The organism is Mycobacterium sp. 852013-50091_SCH5140682 (assembly GCF_001665685.1).
In the GTDB taxonomy this organism is placed as follows: Bacteria; Actinomycetota; Actinomycetes; order Mycobacteriales; family Mycobacteriaceae; genus Mycobacterium.
In genome coordinates, this window is the sequence record NZ_LZTB01000046.1 from 1 (window position 1) to 26015 (window position 26015).

The 26015-nt window shown below is 66.1% G+C and carries 27 protein-coding genes; 14 read left to right on the plus strand and 13 right to left on the minus strand.

What is annotated here, in order from left to right; all coding sequences use genetic code 11:
* Window positions 1-21: 21 nt before the first annotated feature.
* Window positions 22-1248: an MFS transporter gene (locus A5784_RS14640; RefSeq protein ID WP_064945639.1), complete on the plus strand. Its 1227-nt coding sequence runs from the start codon at window positions 22-24 to the stop codon at window positions 1246-1248.
* Here A5784_RS14640 and A5784_RS14645 read toward each other — a convergent pair.
* The 3 genes from A5784_RS14645 to A5784_RS14655 are packed head-to-tail and all read right to left on the minus strand — an operon-like array spanning window position 1219 to window position 3418.
* Complete coding sequence (locus tag A5784_RS14645; protein WP_062827516.1) at window positions 1219-1638, minus strand: DUF5709 domain-containing protein; 420 nt, start codon at window positions 1636-1638, stop codon at window positions 1219-1221. The genes A5784_RS14640 and A5784_RS14645 overlap by 30 nt on opposite strands.
* Window positions 1639-1685: 47 nt before the next feature.
* Window positions 1686-2216, minus strand: coding sequence for a hypothetical protein (locus A5784_RS14650; RefSeq protein WP_064945640.1), 531 nt, complete (start codon window positions 2214-2216; stop codon window positions 1686-1688).
* Between the two features lie 38 nt (window positions 2217-2254).
* Window positions 2255-3418 carry an acyl-CoA dehydrogenase family protein gene (locus A5784_RS14655; protein ID WP_064945641.1) on the minus strand — a complete coding sequence of 388 codons (1164 nt, stop codon included), beginning with the start codon at window positions 3416-3418 and terminating at the stop codon, window positions 2255-2257.
* 55 nt (window positions 3419-3473) lie between these two features.
* Here A5784_RS14655 and A5784_RS14660 point away from each other — a divergent pair, with 55 nt between their 5' ends.
* The 6 genes from A5784_RS14660 to A5784_RS14685 all read left to right on the plus strand — a co-directional run bounded on the left by A5784_RS14660 (window position 3474) and on the right by A5784_RS14685 (window position 7335).
* Window positions 3474-4037 (plus strand): TetR/AcrR family transcriptional regulator, encoded by a 564-nt coding sequence (locus tag A5784_RS14660; protein WP_064945642.1) that lies wholly within the window; start codon window positions 3474-3476, stop codon window positions 4035-4037.
* A 125-nt stretch (window positions 4038-4162) separates the two neighbouring features.
* Window positions 4163-5557, plus strand: coding sequence for an acyl-CoA dehydrogenase family protein (locus A5784_RS14665; protein ID WP_064945643.1), 1395 nt, complete (start codon window positions 4163-4165; stop codon window positions 5555-5557).
* 32 nt (window positions 5558-5589) lie between these two features.
* Complete coding sequence (locus A5784_RS14670) at window positions 5590-6228, plus strand: VOC family protein (RefSeq protein ID WP_064945644.1); 639 nt, start codon at window positions 5590-5592, stop codon at window positions 6226-6228.
* Window positions 6229-6261: 33 nt separating this feature from the next.
* A complete protein-coding gene (locus tag A5784_RS14675) occupies window positions 6262-6456 on the plus strand; it encodes a hypothetical protein (RefSeq protein WP_064945645.1) in 195 nt (64 codons plus the stop codon).
* Window positions 6453-6911 carry a ribonuclease HI gene (gene rnhA / locus A5784_RS14680; RefSeq protein ID WP_064945646.1) on the plus strand — a complete coding sequence of 153 codons (459 nt, stop codon included), beginning with the start codon at window positions 6453-6455 and terminating at the stop codon, window positions 6909-6911. Before A5784_RS14675 ends, rnhA begins: the two co-directional genes overlap by 4 nt.
* Before the next feature lie 130 nt (window positions 6912-7041).
* Window positions 7042-7335: a putative quinol monooxygenase gene (locus A5784_RS14685; RefSeq protein WP_064945647.1), complete on the plus strand. Its 294-nt coding sequence runs from the start codon at window positions 7042-7044 to the stop codon at window positions 7333-7335.
* 30 nt (window positions 7336-7365) lie between these two features.
* On the opposite strand, the gene A5784_RS14690 is transcribed toward A5784_RS14685, so the two are convergent.
* The 6 genes from A5784_RS14690 to A5784_RS14715 are packed head-to-tail and all read right to left on the minus strand — an operon-like array spanning window position 7366 to window position 14849.
* Window positions 7366-9633 (minus strand): ATP-dependent DNA ligase, encoded by a 2268-nt coding sequence (locus A5784_RS14690; protein WP_156750573.1) that lies wholly within the window; start codon window positions 9631-9633, stop codon window positions 7366-7368.
* Window positions 9634-9642: 9 nt separating this feature from the next.
* The gene (locus A5784_RS14695; RefSeq protein ID WP_064945649.1) at window positions 9643-10722 is read right to left on the minus strand and encodes an ABC transporter ATP-binding protein; all 1080 of its coding nucleotides are present in this window, start codon (window positions 10720-10722) and stop codon (window positions 9643-9645) included.
* A 12-nt stretch (window positions 10723-10734) separates the two neighbouring features.
* Complete coding sequence (locus A5784_RS14700) at window positions 10735-11601, minus strand: carbohydrate ABC transporter permease (protein WP_064945650.1); 867 nt, start codon at window positions 11599-11601, stop codon at window positions 10735-10737.
* Entirely contained in the window at window positions 11601-12572 is a 972-nt protein-coding gene (locus A5784_RS14705; protein WP_064945651.1) for a carbohydrate ABC transporter permease, read from the minus strand. The genes A5784_RS14700 and A5784_RS14705 overlap by 1 nt, the downstream gene beginning before the upstream one ends.
* The gene (locus tag A5784_RS14710) at window positions 12569-13912 is read right to left on the minus strand and encodes an ABC transporter substrate-binding protein (RefSeq protein WP_064945652.1); all 1344 of its coding nucleotides are present in this window, start codon (window positions 13910-13912) and stop codon (window positions 12569-12571) included. The genes A5784_RS14705 and A5784_RS14710 overlap by 4 nt, the downstream gene beginning before the upstream one ends.
* 7 nt (window positions 13913-13919) lie before the next feature.
* Window positions 13920-14849 (minus strand): sugar-binding transcriptional regulator, encoded by a 930-nt coding sequence (locus tag A5784_RS14715; protein ID WP_064945653.1) that lies wholly within the window; start codon window positions 14847-14849, stop codon window positions 13920-13922.
* Between the two features lie 66 nt (window positions 14850-14915).
* Between A5784_RS14715 and A5784_RS14720 the strand changes: the two genes are divergently transcribed.
* The 4 genes from A5784_RS14720 (at window position 14916) to A5784_RS14735 (ending at window position 19676) form a co-directional block, all read left to right on the plus strand.
* The gene (locus A5784_RS14720; protein WP_064945654.1) at window positions 14916-16337 is read left to right on the plus strand and encodes a mannitol dehydrogenase family protein; all 1422 of its coding nucleotides are present in this window, start codon (window positions 14916-14918) and stop codon (window positions 16335-16337) included.
* Window positions 16334-17248, plus strand: coding sequence for a carbohydrate kinase family protein (locus tag A5784_RS14725; RefSeq protein ID WP_064945655.1), 915 nt, complete (start codon window positions 16334-16336; stop codon window positions 17246-17248). The genes A5784_RS14720 and A5784_RS14725 overlap by 4 nt, the downstream gene beginning before the upstream one ends.
* A 22-nt stretch (window positions 17249-17270) precedes the next feature.
* Window positions 17271-18203 carry a non-homologous end joining protein Ku gene (gene ku / locus A5784_RS14730; protein ID WP_064945656.1) on the plus strand — a complete coding sequence of 311 codons (933 nt, stop codon included), beginning with the start codon at window positions 17271-17273 and terminating at the stop codon, window positions 18201-18203.
* A 66-nt stretch (window positions 18204-18269) separates the two neighbouring features.
* On the plus strand, window positions 18270-19676 hold the full coding sequence (locus A5784_RS14735) for an FAD-dependent oxidoreductase (RefSeq protein ID WP_064945657.1): 1407 nt from the start codon (window positions 18270-18272) through the stop codon (window positions 19674-19676).
* 6 nt (window positions 19677-19682) lie between these two features.
* Here A5784_RS14735 and A5784_RS14740 read toward each other — a convergent pair whose 3' ends face one another.
* The 4 genes from A5784_RS14740 to A5784_RS14755 all read right to left on the minus strand — a co-directional run bounded on the left by A5784_RS14740 (window position 19683) and on the right by A5784_RS14755 (window position 23520).
* Window positions 19683-20153 carry a hypothetical protein gene (locus A5784_RS14740; RefSeq protein ID WP_064945658.1) on the minus strand — a complete coding sequence of 157 codons (471 nt, stop codon included), beginning with the start codon at window positions 20151-20153 and terminating at the stop codon, window positions 19683-19685.
* A 46-nt stretch (window positions 20154-20199) separates the two neighbouring features.
* On the minus strand, window positions 20200-21744 hold the full coding sequence (locus tag A5784_RS14745) for an HNH endonuclease signature motif containing protein (protein ID WP_064945659.1): 1545 nt from the start codon (window positions 21742-21744) through the stop codon (window positions 20200-20202).
* A gap of 50 nt (window positions 21745-21794) precedes the next feature.
* Complete coding sequence (locus A5784_RS14750) at window positions 21795-22916, minus strand: hypothetical protein (protein WP_197514752.1); 1122 nt, start codon at window positions 22914-22916, stop codon at window positions 21795-21797.
* 187 nt (window positions 22917-23103) lie between these two features.
* Window positions 23104-23520: a DUF4189 domain-containing protein gene (locus A5784_RS14755; protein ID WP_064945660.1), complete on the minus strand. Its 417-nt coding sequence runs from the start codon at window positions 23518-23520 to the stop codon at window positions 23104-23106.
* Between the two features lie 224 nt (window positions 23521-23744).
* Between A5784_RS14755 and A5784_RS14760 the strand changes: the two genes are divergently transcribed.
* The 3 genes from A5784_RS14760 (at window position 23745) to A5784_RS14770 (ending at window position 25957) form a co-directional block, all read left to right on the plus strand.
* A complete protein-coding gene (locus tag A5784_RS14760) occupies window positions 23745-24536 on the plus strand; it encodes an SDR family oxidoreductase (protein ID WP_064945661.1) in 792 nt (263 codons plus the stop codon).
* Between the two features lie 9 nt (window positions 24537-24545).
* Entirely contained in the window at window positions 24546-25622 is a 1077-nt protein-coding gene (locus tag A5784_RS14765; RefSeq protein ID WP_064945662.1) for an NAD(P)H-dependent amine dehydrogenase family protein, read from the plus strand.
* 155 nt (window positions 25623-25777) lie between these two features.
* Entirely contained in the window at window positions 25778-25957 is a 180-nt protein-coding gene (locus tag A5784_RS14770; RefSeq protein ID WP_353651910.1) for a hypothetical protein, read from the plus strand.
* Window positions 25958-26015 lie beyond the last annotated feature (58 nt).

Here is a 26015-nt window from a genome sequence, read left to right on the forward strand (position 1 = left end):
CTACCGGAGAGCCGTATCCGCATGACGACGACTTCCCCCACCCGCCCGGCCGGACCTGTCTCCGTGGTCGCGCCCGATCCCACCGTGCGCTGGCTCGCCGTCGTCGCGCTGGCGCTCGGCGGCTTCGGCATCGGTACCACCGAGTTCGTGGCCATGGGTCTGCTGCCCGACATCGCGTCGAGCTTCGGGATCAGCGAACCCACCGCAGGCCACGTCATCTCCGCCTACGCACTGGGCGTCGTCGTCGGCGCACCGGTCATCGCGGCCGTCACCGCACGGCTGCCGCGCAAGGCGCTGCTACTGGGCCTGATCGCCGTGTTCACCCTGGGCAACCTGGCCAGCATGGTGGCGCCCTCGTATCCGACCCTGGTCGCGGCCCGCTTCGTCGCAGGCCTGCCGCACGGCGCGTTCTTCGGGATCGCCGCGCTGGCCGCCGCACACCTGATGGGTCCGCAGAACCGGGCCAAGGCTGTCGCGCACGTGCTCTCCGGCCTGACCATCGCGACGGTGCTCGGCGTGCCGATCGCGTCGTGGCTCGGGCAGGCGCTGGGTTGGCGCAGCGCGTTCGGCCTGGTGGTCGTCATCGGCGTGATCACGTTGACCGCGCTGTGGTTCTGGCTGCCCGACCACCTGCGCAACATGCACGCCACCAGCCCGCTCACGGAACTCGGCGCGCTGCGCCGTCCCCAGGTCTGGCTGGCCGTGCTGGTCGGCATGATCGGCTTCGGCGGCATGTTCGCCGTCTACACCTACATCAGCACCACGATGACCGACGTCGCCGGCCTGTCCCGCGCACTGGTTCCGGTGGCGCTCATGGTGTTCGGCCTCGGCATGGTTCTCGGCAACCTGGTCGGCGGCCGGCTGGCCGACACGTCGGTGATCCGGGCGCTCTACCTGTCCCTCGGCGCACTCGGAGTGCTGCTCGCGGTGTTCGTCGCGGCCGCCCACAATCCGTGGACCGCGCTGCTGGTGCTGTTCGGCGTCGGTGCCGCCGGTTCCGCGGTGGGTCCCGCGCTGCAGACACGGCTGATGGACGTCGCGCGCGACGCGCAGACCCTGGCCGCCGCGCTCAACCACTCGGCACTCAACATCGGCAACGCGACGGGCGCCTGGGTGGGCGGCCTCGTCATCGCGGCAGGTTACGGCTACACGGCTCCCGCAGCTGCGGGTGCGCTTCTGGCGGTCGGCGGCTTGCTGGTGCTCACAGTGTCGGTGGCGTCAGAACGACGGGCCACCGTCCGGCGATGACTCGGGGATGATGTGGACCGCAGCCTCTTCAGCGGAGGCCGCGCCCCCATCGATGCCGACCTCATATCCGAGCATCTCGTCCTCGTCGTCTTCGCCGAATCCCGCATTGGGGGCGACCAGGCGCCCCGAACGCCGGTCTCCGACCTCGTCGTCGCCGGCCTGCTCATCGGGATAGTCGGGATCGTCGAGCTGCATCGCCGGGTCGGGTTCCTCCTCGGCCAGCAATTCGTCGAGAGTCTCGTGGTCGCGCGGTTCCCGCCAGCGATCCGGAGGCGTGTAGCCCTCGTCGAGCAGATCGTCGACGCCCCGGTCGATGAGGGCGTCCTCCTGAGTCAACTGGTCGTCGTCATCGACGCTGTACTCGTCAGCGGCGTTGTCACGGTTGCTCATGTTCAAACGATGTCACAATTCGCGCGCGCCTGCGGTCCGGCGCAGCACTACCGGAGCTGGTCCTCACAGTTTGAGCTCAGACCCGAGAAGTGCACGGCGGGCATGCCGTCGACGGTGACGAAGTCCGTGCCAGGTGACCACTCCGAGCCCGGATTGATCCACGGCGGCGTAGTCTGCGGGTAGGCGATCGTCATGTCGGAGTAGAAACGAAGCCCAGGCGGACACGTCGCGCTCTGCGACGCCACCGGGTTCCACAGGTGCACCACAACGGGATTCACCAATCGCGTGCCCTGCGCACAGTTGGGTTGGCACTCCACCGAGCTGTCGAGGCCCTGCCCCTTGGCTCCGGCTGCACCCCAGCTCGACCAGCTCATGTCCTGCAGCACACCGGTGTTGTCGCAGTTGTAGTCGATGATCGCCGGCCGCTGCGGTGGGGGCTGCGACGGGTCGAAGCAACCGCCGATCGTGAAGATTTCGGTGGTGGCGCCGTCGGGGGCCGCCGGGTCAGCGGTAGCGGCGCCGGCCGAGACGGACAGCGCGACGAGTATTGCCGCAGGTAGCGCGCAGTGGCGGATCACCCGCGGATGCTAACAACCTCACAGCAAGCCTGCAGCCGTTACAGCGCTCGGCTGATGATCTCCTTCATGATCTCGCTGGTGCCGCCGTAGATCTTGTTGACGCGCGCGGCCGCGTAGGCCCGGGCGATGGGGTACTCCATCATGTAGCCGTACCCGCCGAAGAACTGCACGCACCGATCGACGATGGCGACGCCCCTGTCGGCGGCCACGAGCTTGGCCATCGACGCCAGCGCGGGGTCGATGGTGCCGTCGATGAGTTGCTGTACGCAGTAGTCGACAGTGGTCTTGATGGACAGCACCTCGGCTTTCAGCTCGGCGAGCTCGAACCGGGTGTGCTGGAACTTGATCAGCTCGCGGCCGAAGGCTTCGCGCTGCTTGGTGTACTTGATCGCCTCCAGGACAGCAGCTTCAGCCATGCCCGCGCAGATCGACGCGATCACCAGCCGCTCGCGCGCGAGCTGCTCCATCAATTGATAGAACCCCAGCCCTTCCTGGGCGCCGAGCAGGTTGGCAGCGGGAACACGCATGTCGGTGAAGAACAGCTCACGGGTGTCCTGACCGTGCTGTCCGACTTTCTCCAGCACTCGCCCGCGTTCGAAACCCTGTAGTGCATCGGTGGTTTCGGCGACGATCAGCGACACGCCCGCCGCTCCCGCGCTCGGGTCGGTCTTGGCCACGATCACCAGAAGATCGCAGTGAGACCCGTTGGAGATGAACGTCTTCGACCCGTTGATCACGTAGTCGTCACCGTCGCGAACGGCGGTTGTACGCACCGCCTGCAGGTCGGACCCGGTGCCAGGCTCCGTCATGGCGATTGCGAGCACCAGCTCGCCGCTGATGACCTTGGGCAGCCAACGCCGCTTCTGCTCGTCGTTGCCGTAGGTGTTGAGGTAGTGCGCGACGATCGGCGAGTGCACCGACCAACCCGATGCCGAATCATGAGCCAGCGCAAGCTCTTCGGCCACGATCGCCGAGAACCCGAAGTCGCCGCCGGTGCCCCCGTATTCCTCGGGCAGGTCCAGGCCGAGCAACCCGGCGTCGCCGAGCTTGGTCCAGAACTCCCGGTCGACCTGATGGTTGCGGGCCCAGCGGTCCTGATTGGGCGTGGCCTCCTTGCGCAGAAACTCCGCGGCGTGCCTGCGCAGCTCACGGTGTTGGTCACTTTCCCAGGTGGCGCGGTAGCCAGGAAACAGTTCGGACATGCCGCAGACGATACACTTGTATCGTTTACTGGTCGAATGTATTGGGTGTGAGCAGATGAACGACGAGGACCTGACCGCCAAGGCCCGAATTCGCAACACCGCACTCGAGCTGTACGCACGGCACGGTGAAGACCGAATATCGTTGCGCGCCATCGCTGCCGAGGCCGGTGTCACCCTGGGCCTGGTGCAGCACCATTTCAAGACCAAGGCCGGATTGCGCGATGCCGTCGACCAGCTGGTGGCCGACCACTTCGCATCGACGCTGGCTCAGGTGCCGGCCAACGCGACCGTGGCGGTCCGCGACGAGGCCGTCCGCCACATGCTGCGTGACAACCCTCCGGTGGTGAACTACGTGCGCCGCGCCCTCCTCGATCCGTCGGCCGAACGGCTGCACCTGCTCGACGTGCTGGTCGAACTCACTCAGCGGGAGGTCGGCAAGCTGCGTACCTCCGGGCGGGCATCGGTCAAACGCCGAGAATCCGCCCAGGTGGTCACCGTGCTGGTACGGCAGATGGGCGAGCTGCTGCTGCAGCCGATGGTCGACGCGATCTGGGAGCGCGTCGAAGCACCGGGCAACGAGCCCAAACCGCGGCTGCGGGTGAGCGTCGACGACGCCTGAGCCGGCCACGCACGCGCGGGCCGCCGACGGGCCACCACATCCGCAACACCAGCCCCACAGCATGACGGCCGTTCCAAATGGGACCACTCCCGCATTTTTTCCGCCGTAGTGGGTACCCCGTCGCCGTGGCATTCGACCTCACCCCGACCGTGGCCCAGCATGACCTGGCGCGCCGGACGCACGAGTTCGCCGAGCGGGTCGTGCGCCCCGTCGCCGCCGAATACGACCAGCGGCAGGAGTTTCCCTGGCCGGTTCTGGAAGAAGCAGCGACGCAAGGCTTCTACAGCCCACTGTTCTACCGTGACCTGATCGGCGATCCGACCGGGTTGTCGCTGCCGATGTTCATGGAGGAGTTGTTCTGGGGTTGTGCGGGCATCGGCCTCGCCGTCGTCATGCCTGCACTGGCGTTATCAGCGATCGGTCAGGCCGCCTCGCCCGAACAGATGCTGACATGGGCACCCGAATGTTTCGGTAGCCCGGGCGATCTGAAGCTCGCGGCGCTGGCCATCTCCGAACCCGAAGGCGGCAGCGATGTGCGCAATCTACGCACCCATGCCGCCCGTAGCGGCCCAGGACCTGACGCCGACTGGATCATCAACGGTCACAAGATGTGGATCGGCAACGGTGGCATCGCCAACGTGCACGTGGTCAACGCCGTCGTCGACGAGGAACTCGGCCACAAGGGTCAGGCGCTGTTCATCGTGGAAGGCGGCACACCGGGACTGGAAATGGTCCGCAAACTCGACAAGCTCGGCTGCCGCGCCTCACACACCGCCGAACTGAAGTTCAACGACGTCCGGGTCCCGGCCGAGAATCTGCTCGGCGGCCAGGAGAAACTCGAGTACAAGCTGGCCCGAGCTCGCGAAGCCGTCGAGGGCGCCAGGCATTCAGGCTCGGCAACGCTGGGCACCTTCGAACAGACCCGGCCGATGGTGGCCGCACAGGCGCTCGGAATCGCCAGGGCCGCATTGGAATACGCCACGGAGTACGCGAACCGCCGGGAAGCGTTCGGCGCACCCATCATCGACAACCAGGGCATCGCGTTCCCGCTCGCCGACCTGGCCACGCAGATCGACGCCGCGAGGTTGCTCACCTGGCGTGCGTCCTGGATGGCGGCTACCGGGGTACCGTTCGATCGCGGTGAGGGTTCGATGTCGAAACTGGCCGCCAGCGAGGTGGCGGTGCGCACCACGGAGCGGGCCATCCAAACCATGGGCGGCTGGGGTTACATCAGTGATCATCCGGTCGAGAAGTGGTACCGGGATGCCAAGCTGTACACCATCTTTGAAGGCACCAGCGAAATCCAGCGCGTCGTCATCTCCCACGCCCTCGGCGCCGCCGACGGCAAACCGCCCCTGCATGTCGATCTGGAACCATCAGGCGGTCCGTTGAACCGGTGGTTCGGCCGCGGCACGCCGCTGCGGACCCGCGCGGCCAACGCCGCACTCTCGTCCAAAGACCGGGTGCCGGAACCGGTCATGCGTTTGGCGATGAAAGTCCTGCAGCCGCCGCGCAAGTGATCGGCGGCGCCGGGACATAAGCTGGGCCGGCCATGAGCATCACCGTCGACGAATTGCAGATCGCCGATCCCGCGGACGCGTGGGCGCGCGCAGGGTTCATTGTCGATCCCGACTCCGTCTGTCGCATCGGCAGTGTCCGTATCCGACTCGTAGGGCGCGACCGAGGCAAGGGCATCGTCGGGTGGTCGTTGCGCGGCCTGCCCCTGGCATTTCCCGATGATCTCGACGGGATCCCGACGAGGCCCTCGACCGCTGCCACCGCTGCCACCGCTGGGTCTGCCACGCACCCGAACGGAGTCACCGGCATCGACCACGTCGTGGTGCTCTCCCCTGACCTGGACCGCACGGTGGCCTCGCTCGCCGGCATAGGCGTGCACCCGCGCCGAGAACGCGACGGCGAACTCGGCGGACGAGCTATGCGGCAGATCTTCTTCCGGTTCGGAGAGGTGATCATCGAGGTGGTCGGATCGCCCGAGACGGCATCTGATGGGCCATCGACACTGTGGGGCATCACGTACGTCGTCGCAGACATCGATGCGACGGCCGCGTTTCTCGGCGACCTCACGGGTCCGGTGAAAGCCGCGGTCCAGCCCGGCCGCCGCATCACCACGCTGCGGCATCGAGATCTCGGGATATCGGTTCGGACGGCGGTGATCTCGGCGCGTCCATGATGCGGTTGTCGTCGGAATGCCTATCCTCAGGCCATGACCGCCGTACCTGCCGACCGTGGACCCGTCTTCGACGGCATCCGGATCGGCAGGCCCGCGACGGGCGCACTCATCGATGCCGGTTACCGCGGACTTTCCGATCTGCCCGCAGATCTCGACGGGTTGCTTGGTCTGCACGGCGTCGGTCCGAGAGCCGTGCGGCTGCTGCGCGAGGCCATGGAGAACCGATGAGCGACAACGTCGTGGTCATCCATACCGACGGCGGGTGCCGACCGAATCCAGGCCCCGGCGGCTGGGGTGCGGTGCTGCGTCACCGAGAACACGTCCGCGAAATGTTCGGTGGGGAGCCGGGAGTCACCAGCAACAATCGGATGGAACTGACGGCGCCGATCATGGCGCTCGAGGCACTCACCAGGCCAGTGGTGGTGCACCTCTACACGGACAGCACCTATGTTCGCAACGGCATCACCAAGTGGGTGCTCGGTTGGGAACGCAACGGCTGGCTGACCGCCGCGAAGCAACCCGTCAAGAACGTCGACCTCTGGCAGCGGCTGCAGGCCGCCTGTGCGCGCCATCAGGTCGAGTGGTTCTGGGTGAAAGGGCATGCGGGTATCGCCGACAACGAGTTGGCCGACGTGCTGGCGACCCGGGGTTTGGAGGAAGCTGTCGGCGCTGCCGTCAGCTGACGCAGGCCACCACGCCGAGACTCACACCAGGGACAAAATCGCCGCTTGGTTTGTCCCTGGTGTGAATGTCGGTGACTCGACACCGAGATAGGCATCTGACATCCCAAGAGGGCACAGTAGGCTTGCGCGCATGGCGATTACGGTGTTGTTGGAACTCAAGTTCAAGCCCGAATCGGTGGCCGCGGCGCGCGAGTTGTTCGGTAGGGCGCTCCAGGACACCCGCAACTTCGAAGGCAACCTGGTCACCGACGTGATCATCGACGAGGCCGACGAAGCACACTGGATCATCTACGAGCGCTGGGATTCAGTCGAGCACGACGAGGCGTACCGCGCCTTCCGCGCCGCCGAGGGAAAGCTCGTCGAGTTGCCCGGCCTGTTGCGCGAACCCGCCGTCAAGACCCGCTACCTCGACAGCGACGTCTGATCTCGGCGCCTGCCGCGGAGTACGCGGCGGTTACTCCCACACCACGTCGTCGGGCGTCTTGTCGGGCCGCAACCCGCGCCAGCTCGGCTGGCGCAGCCGGTTGTCGGACGTGCGTTCGCTGTAGCGCACCTCACCGACCAACTCTGGCCGCACGAATGTCACCCCCCGCGCGTCGAGCGTGGGAAGCGGTGCGTTGAACGGTGATTCGTCGGTGTGCAGCGGAGCCAGCAGCTTCTTGAGCTTGCCCAGCTCCTTCTCGGTGAAGCCCGTGCCGACCCGGCCGGCGAAGTGCAGCCCGCCCTCGGCCGGGATTCCCAGCATCAGCGCACCGATGCCGCTGCTGCGCCCGCCCTCACCCTGACGCCAGCCGCCGATCACCACTTCCTGGGTGTTCCAGAACTTGTCCTTGATCCACGACGCCGACCGCCGACCGGGTTGATAGGTGGCATCGCGCTTCTTGGCGACCACGCCTTCGAACCGCTGTTCGCGGGCATGGTTCACGGCCTCGGGCCCGTCACCGGGCAACGGCGGCGGCACGATCAGCCCACCACCGGCGGCCAGCGCCTCGAGCAGCCGACGGCGGTCGGCGTACTTCACCCGCAACAGCGACCGGCCGTCGAGCAGCAGAATGTCGAATGCCCAGAACTCGACCCGGGTGGATTTCGCGCGGTTCTGCATCTCACCGAAACTCGGTACGCCGGCCTCGTCGAGCGCGACGACTTCGCCGTCGAGAATCACGTGGTGGTCGGCGAGATCGGCGGCAAGCGCCTGCAGTTGCGGGTACTCGCCGGTGACATCACGCCCGCTGCGCGAGCGCAGCTGCAGCTTTCCGTGATCGGCGTCGACCAGCAGCCGGTAACCATCCCACTTGCCTTCGAACGCCCATTGGGATTCCTTGAGTTTGGCGACGGACCCTTCAGTGGCCAGCATCGGTGCGAAGTCCTGCAGTTCCACCTGCGGCTGATCCTTCATCCGGTGTGCGAGCCAGTTCTTGCCTTCGGTCTGGATGAGGGCGTACCGGCCGTCAATGCGGTTGCCGCGCAGGGTGAAGATGACTTCGCCGTTCTTGGCCTCGGGAGCTTCAGAGTCGACGGGCACGCGGAACTTCTCGGCCTCATACGTTCCGGTGTCCCAGATGATCATGTTGCCCGCGCCGTACTCCCCTTTCGGGATGGTGCCGTGGAAGTTCAGATACTCGATGGGATGGTCCTCGGTGTGCACCGCAAGGTGATTGACGGAGGTGGTCTCGGGCAGGTTCTTGGGGACGGCCCAGCTCACCAGCACGCCGTCGCGTTCCAGCCGTAGATCGTAGTGCAGGCGGCGGGCGTGGTGCTCCTGGATCACGAACCGATCGTTGTTACCCGTCGGGACAACGCTTTTGGGTACCGGCTCCGGCGTCTTCGTCGCATCGCGCATGCTGCGGTAGGTGGTGAGCTTGTCGGCCACCGGCGCGTCGTCGTCCAGCCCGGCGAGCAGGTCACCGTTCCGTGAAACCCGTTGCAGCACTTCATCGAACCGCAGATGCCGCAAATCCGGGTCGCCGATCTCGTCCCAGGTACGCGGCGCGGCTACCGTCGGAAACTCCCGGCCCCGCAACGAATACGGGGCGATGGTGGTCTTGGCCGCGTTGTTCTGGCTCCAATCCAGGAACACCTTGCCTGCCCGCAGGCTCTTGGTCATGGTGGCCGTCACCAGTTGCGGCATGGCGCGCTCCAGCTGCTGGGCCACCCGACGCGCGAGCACCGACGCCCCCTGTGAGCTGACCGGATCGGCAAGCGGCACATACAGATGCAGACCCTTGCTGCCGCTGCTCAACGGGTACGTCGTCAAGCCGATGTCACTCATCAGCTCACGCACCGCCTGGGCTACCTCGCACAGCTGCGGCATGGTGACACCCTCGCCGGGATCGAGGTCGAAGACGATCCGCGTCGCGGGCCCGACGTCACCGTTCTCGAATCGCCATTGCGGGACATGCACTTCCAGCGCGGCCTGCTGGGCGATCCAGGCGAGCCCCTCACGCGTGTCGATGACCGGGTAGGTCGTCGTTCCCGACTTGTGCACGATGGTGCCGCGCGCCAACCAGTCCGGGGCCGACGATGCGAGTTGCTTCTCGAAGAACGACGCCTCGTCGACCCCGTTGGGCCAGCGTTTGCGGGTCACCGGCCGGCCCGCCATATGCGGCAGCATGACCTCGGCGATGCTGAGGTAGTAGTCGAACACCTCGGCTTTGGTGGTTCCGGTGGCGGGATAGAGCACCTTGTCGGGGTTCGTCAGCCGAACCCGCTCGTAGCGCTCCATCACCCCAGGCTAGATGCGCGCGCCTGTCTCGGGGTGGAACAGGTGCACGACACCTTCGGGGTGCTTGCGCAGCCGCACCGTCTGGGCCAGCTTCGGCGCGGTGCGCGGGTTGCACCGGGCGACCAGCTCCACACCGGAGCCCGAGCCCGCGTGCGTGTAGAGGTAGGCCTCGCTGCCGAGATCCTCGACCAGGTCGACCACCACCTCGATGCCGCCCGAGTCCACGATCTCCAGCTGCTCAGGCCGGATGCCGATGGTGACCTCGGACAGGCCGTTCAACCGGGTCAGCTGTTCGCGCTCGAGCTCCAGCGTCGAGTTCTCGCCCACCTGCACACCGTCGGCGACGACGGGCAGCTTGACCAGGTTCATCGCAGGCGATCCGATGAATCCGGCGACGAACTCGTTGACCGGCTTGTCGTAGAGCTCCGACGGTGAGGCGAACTGCTGCAGTTTGCCGTTGCGCAGCACCGCAACCCGGTCCCCCATCGTCATCGCCTCCACCTGATCGTGGGTGACGTAGACGGTGGTGGTACCCAACCGGCGCTGTAGCGCGGCGATCTGGGTGCGGGTCTGTACCCGCAACTTGGCATCCAGGTTCGAGAGCGGCTCGTCCATGCAGAACACCTGCGGCTCACGCACGATGGCGCGCCCCATGGCGACGCGCTGACGCTGACCACCGGAGAGCTTGGCGGGCTTGCGATCCAGGAACGGCTCCAGGTCAAGGAGTTTGGCGGCTTCCTCGACCTTGCGGCGCCGCTCGTCGGCGGGTACGCCACGCAGTTTGAGGGCGAAGCCCATGTTCTCGGCGACGGTCTTGGTCGGGTACAGCGCGTAGTTCTGGAACACCATCGCGATGTCGCGGTCCTTGGACGGCACCCCGGTCATGTCCTTGCCGCCGATCTCGATGGCGCCCTCGTCGATGTCCTCCAGCCCGGCCAGCATCCGCAGCGCGGTGCTCTTCCCGGATCCGGACGGGCCGACCAGCACCACGAATTCACCATCGGCGATATCGAGGTTGAGCGAGTCGACCGCGAGCTTGTCCGAGCCCTCGTAGATGCACGAGGCGTTGCGGTAAGTGATTGCAGCCATTTGATTTACTCCCTACTTGATGGCGCCGAAGGACAGACCACGAACCAGCTTGTTCTGCGCGATCCAGCCCGCGAGAACCACCGGAAGCGCGGCCATCGTCGCCGCCGCGCACAGCTTGGCCCAGTACAGGCCTTCACCCGCGATGAAGCCGACCAGGAACACGGGCATGGTCTGGGCTTGCACCGCAGTGAGATTCACCGCGAAGAAGAATTCGTTCCAGGCGAAGATCACGCAGATCAGCGCCGTGGCCGCGATCCCTGGTGACACGAGCGGCAGGATCACCTCGCGCACCGAGCGCCAGGTGCTGGCGCCGTCGAGGCTCGCTGCCTCCAAGAGCTCACCGGGTACCTCGAGGAAGAACGACCGCATCATCCACACCGCGATCGGCAGGTTCATCGACGTGTACAGGATGATCAGCGCCCAGATGTTGTCCAGCAGGCCGATGTTCGACACGATCACGTACAGCGGGATGATCGCCGCGACGATCGGCAGCATCTTGGTGCTCATGAAGAAGAACAGCGCGTCCTGTGTCTTGCGCACCGGCTTCAGCGAGAGCGCGAAGGCGGCCGGGATACCCAGGGCCAGCACCAGAACCGTGGACACCGTGGTGGCGTAGAGCGAGTTCAGCAGGCTGGTCCCGACGCCGTTGGCGAACACCGCCTTGAACTCGTCGAGAGTCGGCACGAAGAAGATCTTGGGCGTCGTGGTGTAGGCGTCGACCTCCTGTTTGAAGGCGGTCAGCACCATCCAGAACACCGGGAAGAAAAACCCGAGGCCGACGATCCAGGCCACCACGCCCCACGGATCGAACTTGCGCCGCTTGACTTTTCCGTTGTCAGCCGCTGTTTCCGGCGTCGCGCTCGTCGTGACGGTACTCATCAGGCCGCCTCCTCCTTGCCCGTGAACGATTTGAAGATCAACCGCAGTGCGAAGCTCGCGATGATCATCGTGAAGATCACGACGATCACACCCATCGCGGCGGCCTGGCCGATGTCGAAGCCGAGGAAGGCGCGCTGGTAGATGTAGAACGGCAGGTTCGCGCTCGCGGTACCCGGCCCGCCCTGGGTCATCATGTAGATGGCGTCGAAGGTGTTGACCAGGTAGATCGCCCCGAGCACGGTGCCCAGCTCGATGAACCGCCGAAGGTGCGGCAAGGTGAGCTCACGGAACAACTGGAACGCACCGGCTCCGTCGACCCGGCCGGCTTCCAGGATGTCTCGCGGCATGGACTGCAGGCCCGCGAGGATCAGCAGCATCATGAACGGGGTCCACTGCCACACCAGGGCGATGATGATCGAGGTCAGCGGGAACTGGCTGACCCAGTCGACGTGCTTGAGCCCCAGCGGCGACAGCAGCCAGTTGATGATGCCGAACACCGGGTCGAGCATCGCGGTCTTCCACATCAGCGCTCCCGCAACGGGTGTCACGAGGAACGGGGTGATGAGCAGCGTGCGGACGATACCGCGGCCCAGGAACACCCGATCGAGCAGCAGTGCCAGGGCCAGCCCGATGATCACCGACAGCAGCACGGTCGCGACGATGATGACCACCGTGTTGATCGCGACCTGCCAGAAGGTTCCGTCCTTGATGACGTCGAGGTAGTTCTGCAGCCCGACGAAGTGCCGGGACCCGGGCCGCACCAGGTTCCACGACAGGGTCGAGTAGTACAGCGTGAACAGGAACGGGATCTGGGTGACGATGATCATGAAGATCAGCGCAGGCAGCAGAGGCCCGCGGCGGCGCCAGCCTTCGGCCCGCGACACACCGGGATCCTGCTTCTGTTTGATCCGTGCGACGTGCTCGGCCTCGGTCAGCGCATCGGCTTCGGCCGGTAACTGACTGGTTGTCATGGCTTCTCCTGGTAGGTCTTGCCGACGACTTCTGCGTACTTCTGCGACTGCTCCAGCGCGTCGCCGACGGACTTCTGCCCCGCGATCGCCGCGCTGATCTGCTGGCTTACCCGGGTTCCGAGGTCCTGGAATTCCGGGATGGCCAGGAACTGCACGCCCGTGTAGGGCACGGGTTGCACGGTCGGCTTGGCGGGGGTGGCACCCTCGATCGAGTCGAGCGTCACCTGACCGAACGCCTTTGCCGCTTCTTGATATTGGGGAATCTGGTAGGTCGACAGCCGACTGCCCGGTGGTACCCGCGCCCACCCCAGCTGCTCACCGACCAGCTTGATGTAGTTCTGGTCGGTCATCCAGGAGATGAACTTCCATGCGGCATCGGGCTTGTCGCTACTCTTGGGGATTCCCAACGCCCAGGTGTAGAGCCATCCGGAGTTGGGCTTCTCGACCGTCGGCGCCATCGCGTAACCGACCTTGCCGACCACCTTCGACGACGCCGGATCCTCCAGCACCGACACCGCCGATGTCGCGTCGTACCACATGGCGGCCCGGCCCTGCGCGAACTGTGTTGCGCATTCACCGAAACCGCTTGTCGCGGCGCCGGGTTCGCCGTGGTTACGGACCAGGTTGACGTAGAAGTTGACGGCCTTCTCCACCTCAGGGCTGGTGAGCTGGGCGTTCCATTTCTCGTCGTACCAGCGCCCGCCGAAGGTGTTGATCACGGTGTCCAGCGGGGCCAGCACCTCGCCCCAGCCGGGCTTGCCGCGCAGGCAGATGCCGACCATGTCCTGGCTGTCGAGTTTGGCCGCGGCGTCGGCGACCTGCTGCCAGGTCGGGTTGTGCGGCATCTCGATGCCGGCCTGCTCGAACAGGTCCTTGCGGTACATCAGGAACGAGGACTCGCCGTAGAACGGCACCGCGTACATGTTTCCCTTGTAGGACAGTGATTCCCGCAGTGACGGGATGAAGTCGTTCTCGTCATAGCCGGGCGTGTTGCGTGCGTAGTCGGAAAGGTTGACCAGCCAGCCGTTCTCGGCCCATTGCGGGGCCTCGTAATTGCTGATCATCACGACGTCGAATTCGCCGCCACCCATCGCCGTCGACGCGGTGATCTTGGCCCGGGCCTGGTTCTCCGACAGCGTGACGAACCTGAGTTTGATGTCGGGGTTGGCGGCCTCGAACCGGTTCGCCAGCGAGCGGGCGTCGGTCATCTGCGAGTTCGACACCATCGCGATCGTCACGGTCTGATCGGTGGCGCCGAGCGAGCCTGCCCCGGCACAGCCTGCCGTCAGGGCCAGGCCGGCCGCCGCGACGACCGCGGCCAACTTCCTTGCGAATCTCATGGCAACCTCATTTCTGCGCCAACAACCAACGGGCGCAATCGATATCGCATACCAATAGCCGGGCCAGCTTGCCGCGCAGGGCACCGAGGATGGCCTGGTACTTACCGGCGCCGCCGGAGACCAGGATGGTTTTCTCGCACGTGCGGATGTCTTCGAGCGGCACCGACATCGCCCGCTGCTGCAGTTCATGGTGAACGGGTTCACCATGGGCGTTGAAGAAGCGGCCGCCGATCTCGCCGACGGCGCCCTGGGAGACGAGTTCGTCGAGCATCCGGATATCGAGGAAGCTGCCCTCGAACAGCGTTGTGGACGTCGATACCGCGCCCACGCCGAACAGCATGGTGTCGGCGCGCCGTCCGGCGTCCAATGTGCGCGAGATGACCGAATCTCCGCGCATCGAAACCACGGTCGCCGGGTCGGCGTAGAGCGGGGCGGGCAGCCGGAAGGTCTCGGCACGCAGAGTGTCGGCGCACCGCGTGAGGATCTGCTCGGTGCCGGTCTGATACGCGGCGGTGGACATGGCGCCGTCGAGTTGGACCACCGCACGGCAACTCGCCACACCGGGCACCAGTGCGGTCGCGACACTGACCTGTTCTGGACCCCAGGTGAAACCGAGTACATCGTCGGCGGCGATCCGCCGCATCAGCAGTGCGGCGCCCGCTCGCCCGGCATTGGCGGCCACGACCGCCTCGGTGAGGCCGAAGCGCCGTTCGAGTTCGCGTTCCTCGTCGGCATGGAGGTCTTCGCTCATGCCGGGAGGTACCACGACCTCCACGCGCACAAGGCCGTTGGCCTTGGCCTTGGCGACCAGGCGCCCTGCGGTAGGCCGGGAGACCCCGAGCCGCGCCGCGATCTCGGCCTGGGTGAGGCCGTCGAGGTAATACAGCGAGGCCGCACGCAGAGCGAGTCGCAGATCCTCTGGTGTCGGTGCGGACACTGGACCTCACTTCCCGTTACAGTGAGCAGATGCTCATGGGTGCGAGTAGATGCTCATCACGCTAACATGACAGATGTGACGCACACAACATCCGCTACGCAAAAGCCCACCGCGGCGCGCCCGAATTACGACCGCGACCAGGTCCAGGTCGGCATCGTGCACTTCGGCGTCGGCGGGTTCCATCGCGCGCATCAGGCGATGTACATCGACCGGCTCCTGCAGAAGGGCCTGGCCACCGAATGGGGCATCTGCGGTGTCGGGGTGCTGCCGTCGGACCGGAAGATGGCCAACGTCATGGCCGCTCAGGACGGGCTGTACACCCTCATGCTGGTGCACCCCGACGGCACCCGCGAGGCGCGCGTGATCGGGTCCATCGTCGACTACCGGTATGCCCCCGACGATCCCGAGGGCGTCGTCGAACTCCTGGCCAGCCCCTCCACCCGGATCATCTCGTTGACCATCACCGAGGGTGGCTACAATCTCGACTCCGTGTCCCCCGATGAGGTCAACGTGTTCGGACTGGTGACCGACGCGTTGGCGCTGCGGCGCGACCGGGGCATCGCGGCACCGACCATCGTGTCCTGCGACAACATCGAGGGCAACGGCGACATGGCGCGACACACGTTCACCACCTACGCCGATCGGGCGCATCCGGGCCTCGGCGAATGGATCAGCACCCATACGCGATTCCCCAATTCGATGGTGGACCGCATCACGCCGGTCACCACGCCGGAGGTGATCGAGACCGTGCATTCGGAGTTCGGCATCACCGACCAGTGGCCGGTGGTGGCAGAACCGTTCACGTCCTGGGTCCTGGAGGATTCGTTCTCCGACGGCCGGCCTCCGCTGGAAGAGGCCGGTGTGCTGATGGTCGACGACGTGACGCCCTACGAGCTGATGAAGCTGCGGCTGCTCAATGCCGGCCATCAAGCGCTGTGCTACTTCGGCTACCTCGCCGGCTACCGCTTGGTGCACGACGCCGCAGCCGACCCGTTGTTCGCCGAATTCCTGCTGGATTACATGGATTCCGAAGGCACCCCGACACTTGAGCCCGTGCCGGGCATCGATCTCGACGACTACAAGCGCACGTTGATCGAGCGGTTCGCCAACCCGGGTGTACGCGACACCATCGTGCGGCTGTGCTTCGGCTCCTCGGACCGCATCCCGAAGTGGCTGCTGCCGGTCATCCGGCAGAACCTCAGGACCGGTGCGCCGATTCGCCTCTCGGCGGCCGTGGTGGCCAGCTGGGCCCGCTACGCCGAGGGCGTCGACGAGCAAGGCGAACCGATCAAGGTCGAGGACGCCCTGGCGGAGACGCTCGTACCGCTGGCCCAGTCGCAGCACGAGAACCCGACGGCTTTCATCGAGTACACCCCCCTGTTCGGAGACCTCGCGACCGAACCCCGTTTCGTCGAGGCCTATCTGTGGGCGCTGGATTCCCTGCATCGCGTCGGCGCCCGAGCCACTCTGGAGGCACTGAGATCATGAACCGAGCGCTGGTCATCGGTGAGGCACTGGTGGACATCGTCAAGCGAGGCGGCGCCATCACCAGCGAGCATGTGGGCGGCAGCCCACTCAACGTGGCCCTCGGGCTGGCCCGGCTGGGCCGCGACGTCGACTTCCTCACCCACATCGCCGACGACCCGCACGGCCGGCGCATCGTCGAGTACGCCAAAGCTGTTGGTGTTGACCTTGTTTCGGGCAGTATGACCGCCAAACGCACGCCCACCGCGCAGGTCACCCTCAAGAACGGCTCGCCGAGCTATACCTTCGATCTGGAGTGGCAGCTCTCCGGCACACCCGAGGTAGGCCCTCCGCTGGTGGCGCATACCGGCTCCATCGCCACAGTGCTGGAGCCCGGGTGCCGGGCGGTGGCCGCCCTGCTCGACGCGTACCACCTGTCGGCCACCATCACGTTCGACCCGAACGTGCGTCCCGTCTTGATCACCGACGACGACGCGGCCCGCCGCCGTATCGAACGCCTCGTGGAACACTCCGACATCGTCAAGGCCAGCGATGAGGATCTGCGGTGGATCGACAAGCGGAGCACCCCGGAGAAGATCGCGCGCACCTGGCTGGCAATGGGACCCTCGATCGTCGCAGTGACTGTCGGCTCGGAAGGCGCGTTCGCGTTGTGCGCTGCAGGAATGGTGCGGGTGCCCGCCCGACCGGTCGACGTGGTGGACACCGTGGGAGCCGGCGACGCGTTCATGGCCGGGTTGATCGACGCCCTGTGGGACCAGGGTCTGCTGGGGGCCGACAAACGCCGCAACCTGCGCGCCATCAGCTGCGATGCACTGGAAGATGCCGTCGTCCGGGCCTCGCGGGCGTCGGCCTGGACGGTCGCCCGAGCAGGGGCCGACCTGCCCGATCGCGACGCGTTGAGCCATCCCGGCTAGCAGTGTGGGCCATACTGGGCAAATGCGATCCATCTGGAAGGGTTCGATCGCCTTCGGCCTGGTGAACGTACCGGTCAAGGTCTACAGCGCGACCGAGGACCACGACATCAAGTTTCATCAGGTGCACGCCAAGGACAACGGGCGCATCCGATACAAACGGGTATGCGAGGTGTGCGGCGAGGTCGTCGAATTCCGGGACATCAACAAGGCCTATGAATCCGACGACGGGCAAATGGTGGTGATCACCGACGAGGACATCGCCACCCTGCCCGAGGAACGTAGCCGCGAGATCGAAGTGGTCGAGTTCATCCCGGCCGACCAGCTCGATCCCCTGATGTACGACAAGAGCTATTTCCTGGAGCCCGATTCCAAGTCGTCCAAGTCGTACGTGCTGCTGGCCAAGACCCTCGCCGAGACCGAGCGCGTGGCCATCGTGCACTTCTCGCTGCGTAACAAGACCCGGCTCGCGGCGTTGCGGGTCAAGGATTTCTCCAAGCGCAACGTGATGGTGATCCACACCCTGCTGTGGCCCGACGAGATCCGTGACCCCGATTTCCCGGTGCTGGACAAAGAAGTCGAGATCAAGCCTGCCGAACTGAAGATGGCAGGCCAGGTGGTGGAGTCGATGACCGACGACTTCCACCCCGATCAATTCCGCGACGACTACCAGGCCCAGCTCTACGAGCTGGTGCAGGCGAAACTCGAAGGCGGCGAAGCATTCTCGGTCGAGGAGCAACCCGCCGACCTCGACGAGACCGAGGACGTCTCCGACCTGCTCGCCAAGCTCGAAGCCTCGGTGAAGGCCCGCAAGGGAGGCGGCTCGACCAAGTCGGACAAGGATTCCGACTCCGACTCCGACTCTGACGACGGTGAGGCCAAACCCGCCAAGAAAGCACCGGCGAAAAAGGCCGCAGCCAAAAAGGCTCCAGCTAAAAAGGCGGCCGCGAAGAAGTAAGAAGAAGTAAGTAGAGTAGCCGCCTACCCTAGGCCCGCCCTTCGGCACGGCCCCACAATGCGAGCCATGGCAAACCTCGGCGAGCACGCATTGGTCCTCGGCGGCAGCATCGGCGGCCTGCTGGCCGCCAGGGTGCTGGCGGACTTCTACGACACGGTCACCGTCGTCGAACGCGATGAACTGCCGGAGACACCGACCAACCGTCGCGGTGTTCCGCAGGGCCGGCATGTCCACGCCCTGCTGGCCCGCGGGGCACAGACGGTCGGCGAGTTCTTTCCCGGCATCCTCGACGAACTCGCGGCCGCCGGCGCGCCGGTATGGGACGACGGCGATCTGTCGCGGTTCTACATTTCCTACGGCGGGCACCTCATGCGACGCACCGGCCAGGCCCCGGGCACACCGGCCGACTACAAGGCACTGGCGCTGTATCAACCGAGCAGGCCGCTGCTGGAATGCCATGTCCGTCGTCGGCTGCAGGCCTTGGGCAACGTGACGATCCGCGACGGCTACGACGTCTGCGAGCTGACCGCGACCACGGACCGCTCTCGCATCACCGGCGCTCGCATCGTCGCCCACGACGGTGGAGACGAACAGCAGCTGACCGCCGATCTCGTCATCGACGCCCGAGGCCGCGGCGCACACACCCCGGCCTGTCTCGAACGGCTCGGCTACGGGCGTCCTCCCGAGGACCGCATCGTCATGCACACCACCTACGTCAGCCAGGCGCTGCGGATCCCGCCGGACGCCTACGACGTGATGCTGACCATCATCGGGCCCGTCCCCGACCGGCCGAACGGGATGTTCCTGTTCGGCTACGAGGAGGACCTGTGGATCTTCACGGTCTTCGGAATGGTGGGCCACGAGCCGCCGCGGGACCTTGCCGGCATGCTGTCGCTCGCCGAGAAGTTCGCCCCGCCGCCGGTATTGGCGGCCATACGTGCCGGTGAACCCGTCGCTCCGGTTGTGCAGCACCGGCTGCCGTCCAGCCAGTGGCGGCGCTACGACAAGATGCAGCGATTCCCCGCGGGCCTGCTCGTGTGCGGCGACGCGATGTGTAGCTTCAACCCGATCTACGGACAGGGCATGTCAGTTGCCGCAATGGACGCGGTGGCACTAAGGGAGGCGTTGCGTGGCGGCACCGCCGACTTACCGCGGCGTTACTTCCGGGCGGCAGCCAAATCGGTCGGCGTGGCGTGGGACCTGGCCGTAGGTTCCGACCTGGCCTTCCCGGGGGTGGAAGGGCATCGCACCCCGATGATGCGCTTCACCAGCCGGTTCGTGGAACGGGTGCTGACTGCCTGCGAGACGGACGCCGACGTGCACGCGCAATTCTTCAAGGTCACCGGTTTGGTGGACCCGCCCACACGCTTCTTCCACCCGGCCTTCCTCTACCGGGTCGCCAGAGCCAACCTGCGCGGCCACCAACACAATTCGCGGCCGAAGCCGGCCGACCTGGCGCGCGTGGGCGAGTAAACCCTTTTAGGCGACGCGCACGTCCACGCGCAGGGTCTCGAACTCGTCGAGGATCCGGCGCAACGCGGCATCCATCGGATGGGCGGCCTCGAGATCGTGGCTGCACCGCCGATCCACTGCCACGATTTCACCGGACTGCAGCGGGGTCTCCTCGACCCGATCGATGAACGCGTCGAACAACCCCGCCGGGGTGGCCAGGTAGTGCAACCGATGCGTCGCGTCGTCGAAATTGGCGGCGTACATCAGGCCACGCTGGGTGATCACGAAGCACTCCGAGGTCATGCCGGCGCCTGCCGACTCAGCCCGACCCCACACCAACGCGGCGTGGCGCGCCTCGCCGACCCGGTCCTGAACGTCGTCACTCGAGGCCAGTAACTGGTGCACGAGCCGTCTCCCCACGTGCGGATACACGTCGACCGCGCGGGCGAAGTACCGCCGGAAGACATCGCCGAAAAGGTCATAGGGCTGATCGTTCATAGCGCCTCCCGTATCGGACGGACGCCTCAATTGTGCGCCCGAATCGTCAGCCGGGCGGCGGTTTGGCCCGCTCGGCGAGATGCGCTTCATTGCGCGCGCGTTCGGCCCGGATCTGGCGGGCCCATTGGGCGGCTCGCGTGCGTTTTCGGCGGGGCATCATGACCCCGCGATCGGTGGTGGCCGATGCGCCGGCGGCCGGCGGCAACGCCGCAGTCGTGGTATTCCAGTGCGGGAAGAACAACCGACTGCCCGGCCGCGTCACATAGGTCAGACCACTCGGTGTCGTCCACACGACGCTGCCGTCGGGCTGCTGACGGTCAGACCAGCCGATCCAGAAAGTTTTCAAGAGGTGATGAATTCTGCACAGACACTTGGTGTTTGACGCGTGGGTTGATCCGCTGGGATAAGGCTCGGTGTGGTCGATATCGCAGAACTCGGCAGGACGCCCACACCCCGGGAACATGCACGTCATATCCCTCATACGCACGAACGCCGCCAGCTTCACCGACGGCCGATACCGCGGCTCAGGCTCGTCACGCGGTGGAATGAGTTCGCGAACTTTCGCCCCGTTGGCGATCAGTTCTGCCAGCAATGGCGTTGGCACCACGCCACCGTCGAGTAGGACCGCTGTCGGTTTCTTCTTGGGCTTCTCGTCCTCCACCTGTTGTGGCGGGCTCGGCTCAATAGCGTCATGCTCGGATGCATCGAGAGAAGGCTCGGGCTCCACGGTCACCTGCTCGCGCGGGATCGGAATGGTGTCGTGATCCCCGGACAGGTAGGGATCAGGCTCAGTCTCTAACGCTGCCTTGTCGGCCAACACATAGACGACAGTGTTGGCGCCACGGGCGTCAGGTGCACTGGCCGGACAGTCCGTATTGCCGCACTGACAGCGCAGCCTGTCCCCGAGGACAGCGATCACGCCCATCGCGTCGGACCGGAGTTGGCCGGCGGTCCGCGGATCGTCCGCGCACACGCCACTGAGCACATACGCGATGCGCTTCTTCAGTGCCGCGCCGTCGGCGGCCAACAACCGACCCCACAGCGACACGGTGCCGCTGACATCATCAGGCTTGCCCAGGCACACATCGCGGGCACGGACGGCTTCGCGCAGTCGCCGGAGTGCGCCCGGGTCGTACCGTTCGATCAGGGTGTCGATGGCTTGTTCAAGTTTGTCGACCGACATCGGACCCCACTCGGTGACACGCTGCACCAACTCCTCGTCGATCAGCCGCAGGGCCTCATCGTCCAGTACCAACAGCGTGCGCCAGGTGATGGTCGCGATCAGCCGGGAGCTGACCCGGCCCTCGTCGAACAGGGCGGCCATCCGGGGAAACCGGTCGCCGAGCGCAACCGCTATGCGCATCTCCTTCGACGCGACGCGGTGGGCCACGCCCATCGCTGCTGCGATCTCGGCGGCCGCGGCATCCCAGTAGTCGCACGCCCAGTGCAACAGTTCGTCGTCCTGCTCGGCGACTCGGCGATTGACCAACTCGGCAATCAACCGCAGCCGGCGAGAATCCGACGCGGCCGCTGCCCGGGTTTCCCGCTCGATCTCCGCGACAAGTCCCGCGTCGCCGAGTTCCTCGAACATACGTTCGATTGTACACCCTGCTACCGACTCGAGCTCTCGGCAGATCGACGCTACCCGTCTGTCCGAATGCCGCTTCCCACAATCGATTCGGTGCCCTCGTCCCACCGCCAAGCCACGTCGCGGCCGGACAAATGCACACCGCCGATCCACCGGTCGACGCCGTTGAGGGCGACATGGTCGTCCTGGCCGGCCAGCACACGGCGCCCGGCATCGGTGATGTGCACTGCCGTATCACTTTTGACGGGAACGGAATGCGCGTCCAGCAGCGGCACCGGCGCGGTGGCCAGCCGCTGGATCGCAGCGTAAGCCCAGCAGTCGCCGAGGAACCTGCGCGCCTCCCGGGCATTCGCCCGCACAAACGCGGTTGCCGCGTCGGATGCACCCTCGGCGATCGCGGCCAGCAGGCGACGTTCGGTGAGCGACAGCCCGTCGCGTGTCGACGGGTACTCGCGGCTCAGCCTCTCGAACGCCTCGCCGAGGAAACGCAGTTCCCCCGAACGGGCTTCCCTGATCTCGCCGAGCCCGACGGGCGTCGGCGCACGAAACGCCGCCCATGCCCGAGTGGCGAGCTGCAGAGCCGAATTGGTCAACCGCGCACAGGCATTGGTGCCCGGCAGCGCGCGCAACTGCTCGGCGCCCAGCTCCCCGAGCCCGCCGAACCGCGCGATCCCGGCGTGTTCACCGATGCAGATCAGGGTGATCCGCTCGGCGTCCACCTGCAGTTCCGTCAACCGGTCCAAGATCTGGATGATCTGGAGCTGATCGACAAGATCGGCTTCGAACCACAGCACGTACTGTCCCGCGTGGTTGGCCGCCAGCATGTTGTCGCGATCGACGAATGTCGAACCTATGGCAGCGCGGTCTTCGTCGAGGGCGCCGGCCAGGAACCCGGTTCGGAGCCGGCTCAGCTCTTCCGCGTCGGCAGCCGGAACCGGTCCCTCGTGTAGGACATCGCGCCAGTAGAGGATGCGGCGGGCGATCCCGGTACCCGCCAGATCGGTGGCGTCCCCGTTGCTCACATGCAACGCGTCGGACATCCCCGCTGCGGTCGGTGGCGCTGCCGTGTCATCGGATGTCTTGGTGAGCAACGCATTACGTGCGGTTACGTAGGACTCGCCGGTCTTGCTCATCCGGGCGCGCACGCGTCGTTTGAAGTCAGCTTGCTTGGTCATGGCATCTCCCGCGGCCGCCGGTCGGGCCCCCAGCGACCGATGCGACGGCCGGACGGTAGATGTCGGTTGTCCCAGTCGAGAGGTGGGCCTCCCTTTGCCTCCTGAGGTAACCCTGCTGGGGCGGGTTGCCGGAGGTTGGGCGCGACCGGGCGCCGGCGTCAGCGTACAACAGCGCCGGCGCGGTACGTCAGCCGTTGCAGTCGCGCAGGTCGACCGTCGAGCCCGGTCCAGCCCCGTCCAGCGCTGCCGCGTCGGCGCCGTCCTGGAATAGGGCAACGCCGCCGGCGAATGTCTTCCCGTCGCCGCTCACCGCAATCGCGAGACAGCCCAGTCCCGATGTGAGTACCTGGCAGTCGTTGGTTTTGCCCAACACGTCACACCACAAGACGGCGGCGTCTTCCGCTTCTTGGCGGGTCTTGTAGTTGAGTCGCATCACTTCCTGTCCGGTCGACGACGACGCAGCGGCCGCACCCCAGCAACCGGGCTTGCATTCGAAGTCGAAGTCGGCCCGTGCCACCGGAGGTCCGACGGCCATGGCACCGAGCAACACCGCCGCGGCGGCCAGAGCCCACATGATCGGGCTCGCGGTGTGAATGGTCTTCATGTCGCTATCCCTGGTTCGCTACACCTATTGCGCCACAGTGGCGCGCCTGCAGGTAGTGAACAACAGTCGGATTGCTACCGATCCCAACAATCGTCGGCTCACCGAGCGGATGCGCGCGGGCCCGGTCGCGCCACTCAAGGACCAATTAGAACGTGTTACAGAAAGCCGCCCTTCGGGTCATTCGACACTGCTACGGTGACGCCGTAGACGAACAGGAGCGCAGCGTGATTCTGGACAGATTTCGACTCGACGACAAGGTTGCGATCGTCACGGGAGCGGGCCGCGGCCTGGGTGCGGCCATCGCCGTCGCCTTCGCCGAAGCCGGTGCCGACGTGGTCATCGCGTCCCGCACGCAGTCCCAACTCGACGACGTGGCCGAGCAGATTCGGAGCGTCGGCCGCAGGGCCCATGTGGTGGCCGCCGACCTCTCCCACCCGGAGGCCACCGCCGAACTCGCGGCCGCCGCGGAAAGTGCGTTCGGGAAACTAGACATCGTCGTCAACAACGTCGGCGGCACCATGCCGGCGCCGCTGATCAACACCTCCACCGAGGCCCTGCGCGACGCGTTCACATTCAACGTCTCGACCGCGCATGCGCTCACCGCGGCCGCGGTGCCGCTGATGCTCGAACACTCGGGCGGCGGCAGCATCATCAACATCACCTCGACCATGGGACGGCTGGCCGGCCGCGGGTTCGTCGCGTACGGCACCGCCAAGGCGGCACTGGCGCACTACACCCGACTGGCGGCGCTCGACCTGTGCCCGCGCATCCGGGTCAACGCCATCGCGCCCGGTTCGATCCTCACCTCGGCCCTGGACATCGTCGCGAGCAACGATGCGCTGCGCGAGCCGATGGAGAAGGTGACACCCATGCGCAGGCTCGGCGATCCCGAGGACATCGCCGCCGCCGCACTGTATTTGGCGTCGCCCGCGGGCAGCTACCTGACCGGCAAGGTCCTCGAGGTCGACGGCGGCATCACCTATCCGAACCTCGATCTGCCCATCCCCGACCTGTAAGGAGCATCCGTGAGCATTCGCGTCGCAGCAATCGGCACCGGCAACGTCGGCCGTCACGCCCTGACCCAGTTGATCACCAATCCGGCTTACGAACTCACCGCGGTCTGGGTGTCCTCGCCGAGCAAGGCCGGCAAAGACGCCGGAGAGCTTGCCGGGCTGGATGTTTCGACAGGCGTCGTCGCCACGACCGATCTCGACGAGGTACTGGCCACCAAGCCTGAATGTGCCGTGTACACCGCGATGGCCGACAACCGTCTGCCCGAGGCACTCGAGGATTACCGGCGCATCCTGGCTGCCGGGGTCAATGTCGTCGGGAGCTCGGCGGTGTTCCTGCAATACCCGTGGCAGGTGCTGCCCGCCGAGCTCGTCGAGCCCATCGAGCAAGCCGCCCAAGAGGGTCGTTCATCCCTCTTCATCAATGGCATCGACCCGGGCTTCGCCAATGATCTTCTGCCACTTGCCCTTGCCGGGACCTGCCAACGCATCGAGCAGATCCGCTGCATGGAAATCGTCGACTACGCCACGTACGACAGCGCGACCGTGATGTTCGACGTGATGGGCTTCGGCAAACCGCTGGACGAGACACCGATGCTGCTGCAGCCCGGTGTGCTCAGCCTCGCGTGGGGCTCGGTGGTGCGCCAGCTGGCCGCCGGGCTGGGAATCGAACTCGACGAGGTGACCGAGACCCATGTCCGCGAACCCGCACCCGAGGATTTCGACATCGCCTCGGGCCACATCCCGAAAGGCACGACGGCCGCGATGCGCTTCGAGGTGCGCGGCATGGTCGACGGCCGCGCCGCCGTGGTGCTCGAACACGTCACGCGGCTACGCGACGATCTGTGCCCGAGCTGGCCACAACCCGCCCAAGAGGGCGGGTCGTACCGCATCGAGCTGACCGGTGAGCCGTCGTACGCCCTCGACCTGTGTCTGAGTAGCCCCAACGGCGACCACAACCATGCCGGTCTGGTGGCCACGGCCGCCCGCGTCGTGAATGCGATCCCGGCGGTGGTCGCGGCGGCGCCGGGCATCCGCACGACGCTGGATCTGCCGCTGGTGACGGGCAGAGGGCTCTACGCCGTCGGGTGAACCGCCGCCGGGCATGTTTCCCTGGCACGACGTGTTTCACTTTCTGTGAGTCTCCCGAGGGGTCCCTCGGCGTACGCTTGACTCACCGATCGGAGCAGGTCATGAGTGGGTGTGCGCGGTATCTCGGAGCACTTCTGACAGCCGCAGGCGTTGGCGTGGCGATACTGACTGCGGCGCCGGCCGGAGCCGTTCCCAAATGCATCAACACCACTCCGACCACCACGCAGTGCCAGACCAACGGCAGCACCCAGATCGTCACGACGCCGCCTGCGACGAACTTCTCGCCGGGGTGGGGCTGGGGCCTCGGCCTGGGCGGCTTCTCCATCGTCTGGTGACGTGACAACAACCACAGCGATCCACTGGTTTAAACGCGAAAGTTTCGGTTAACCTAAC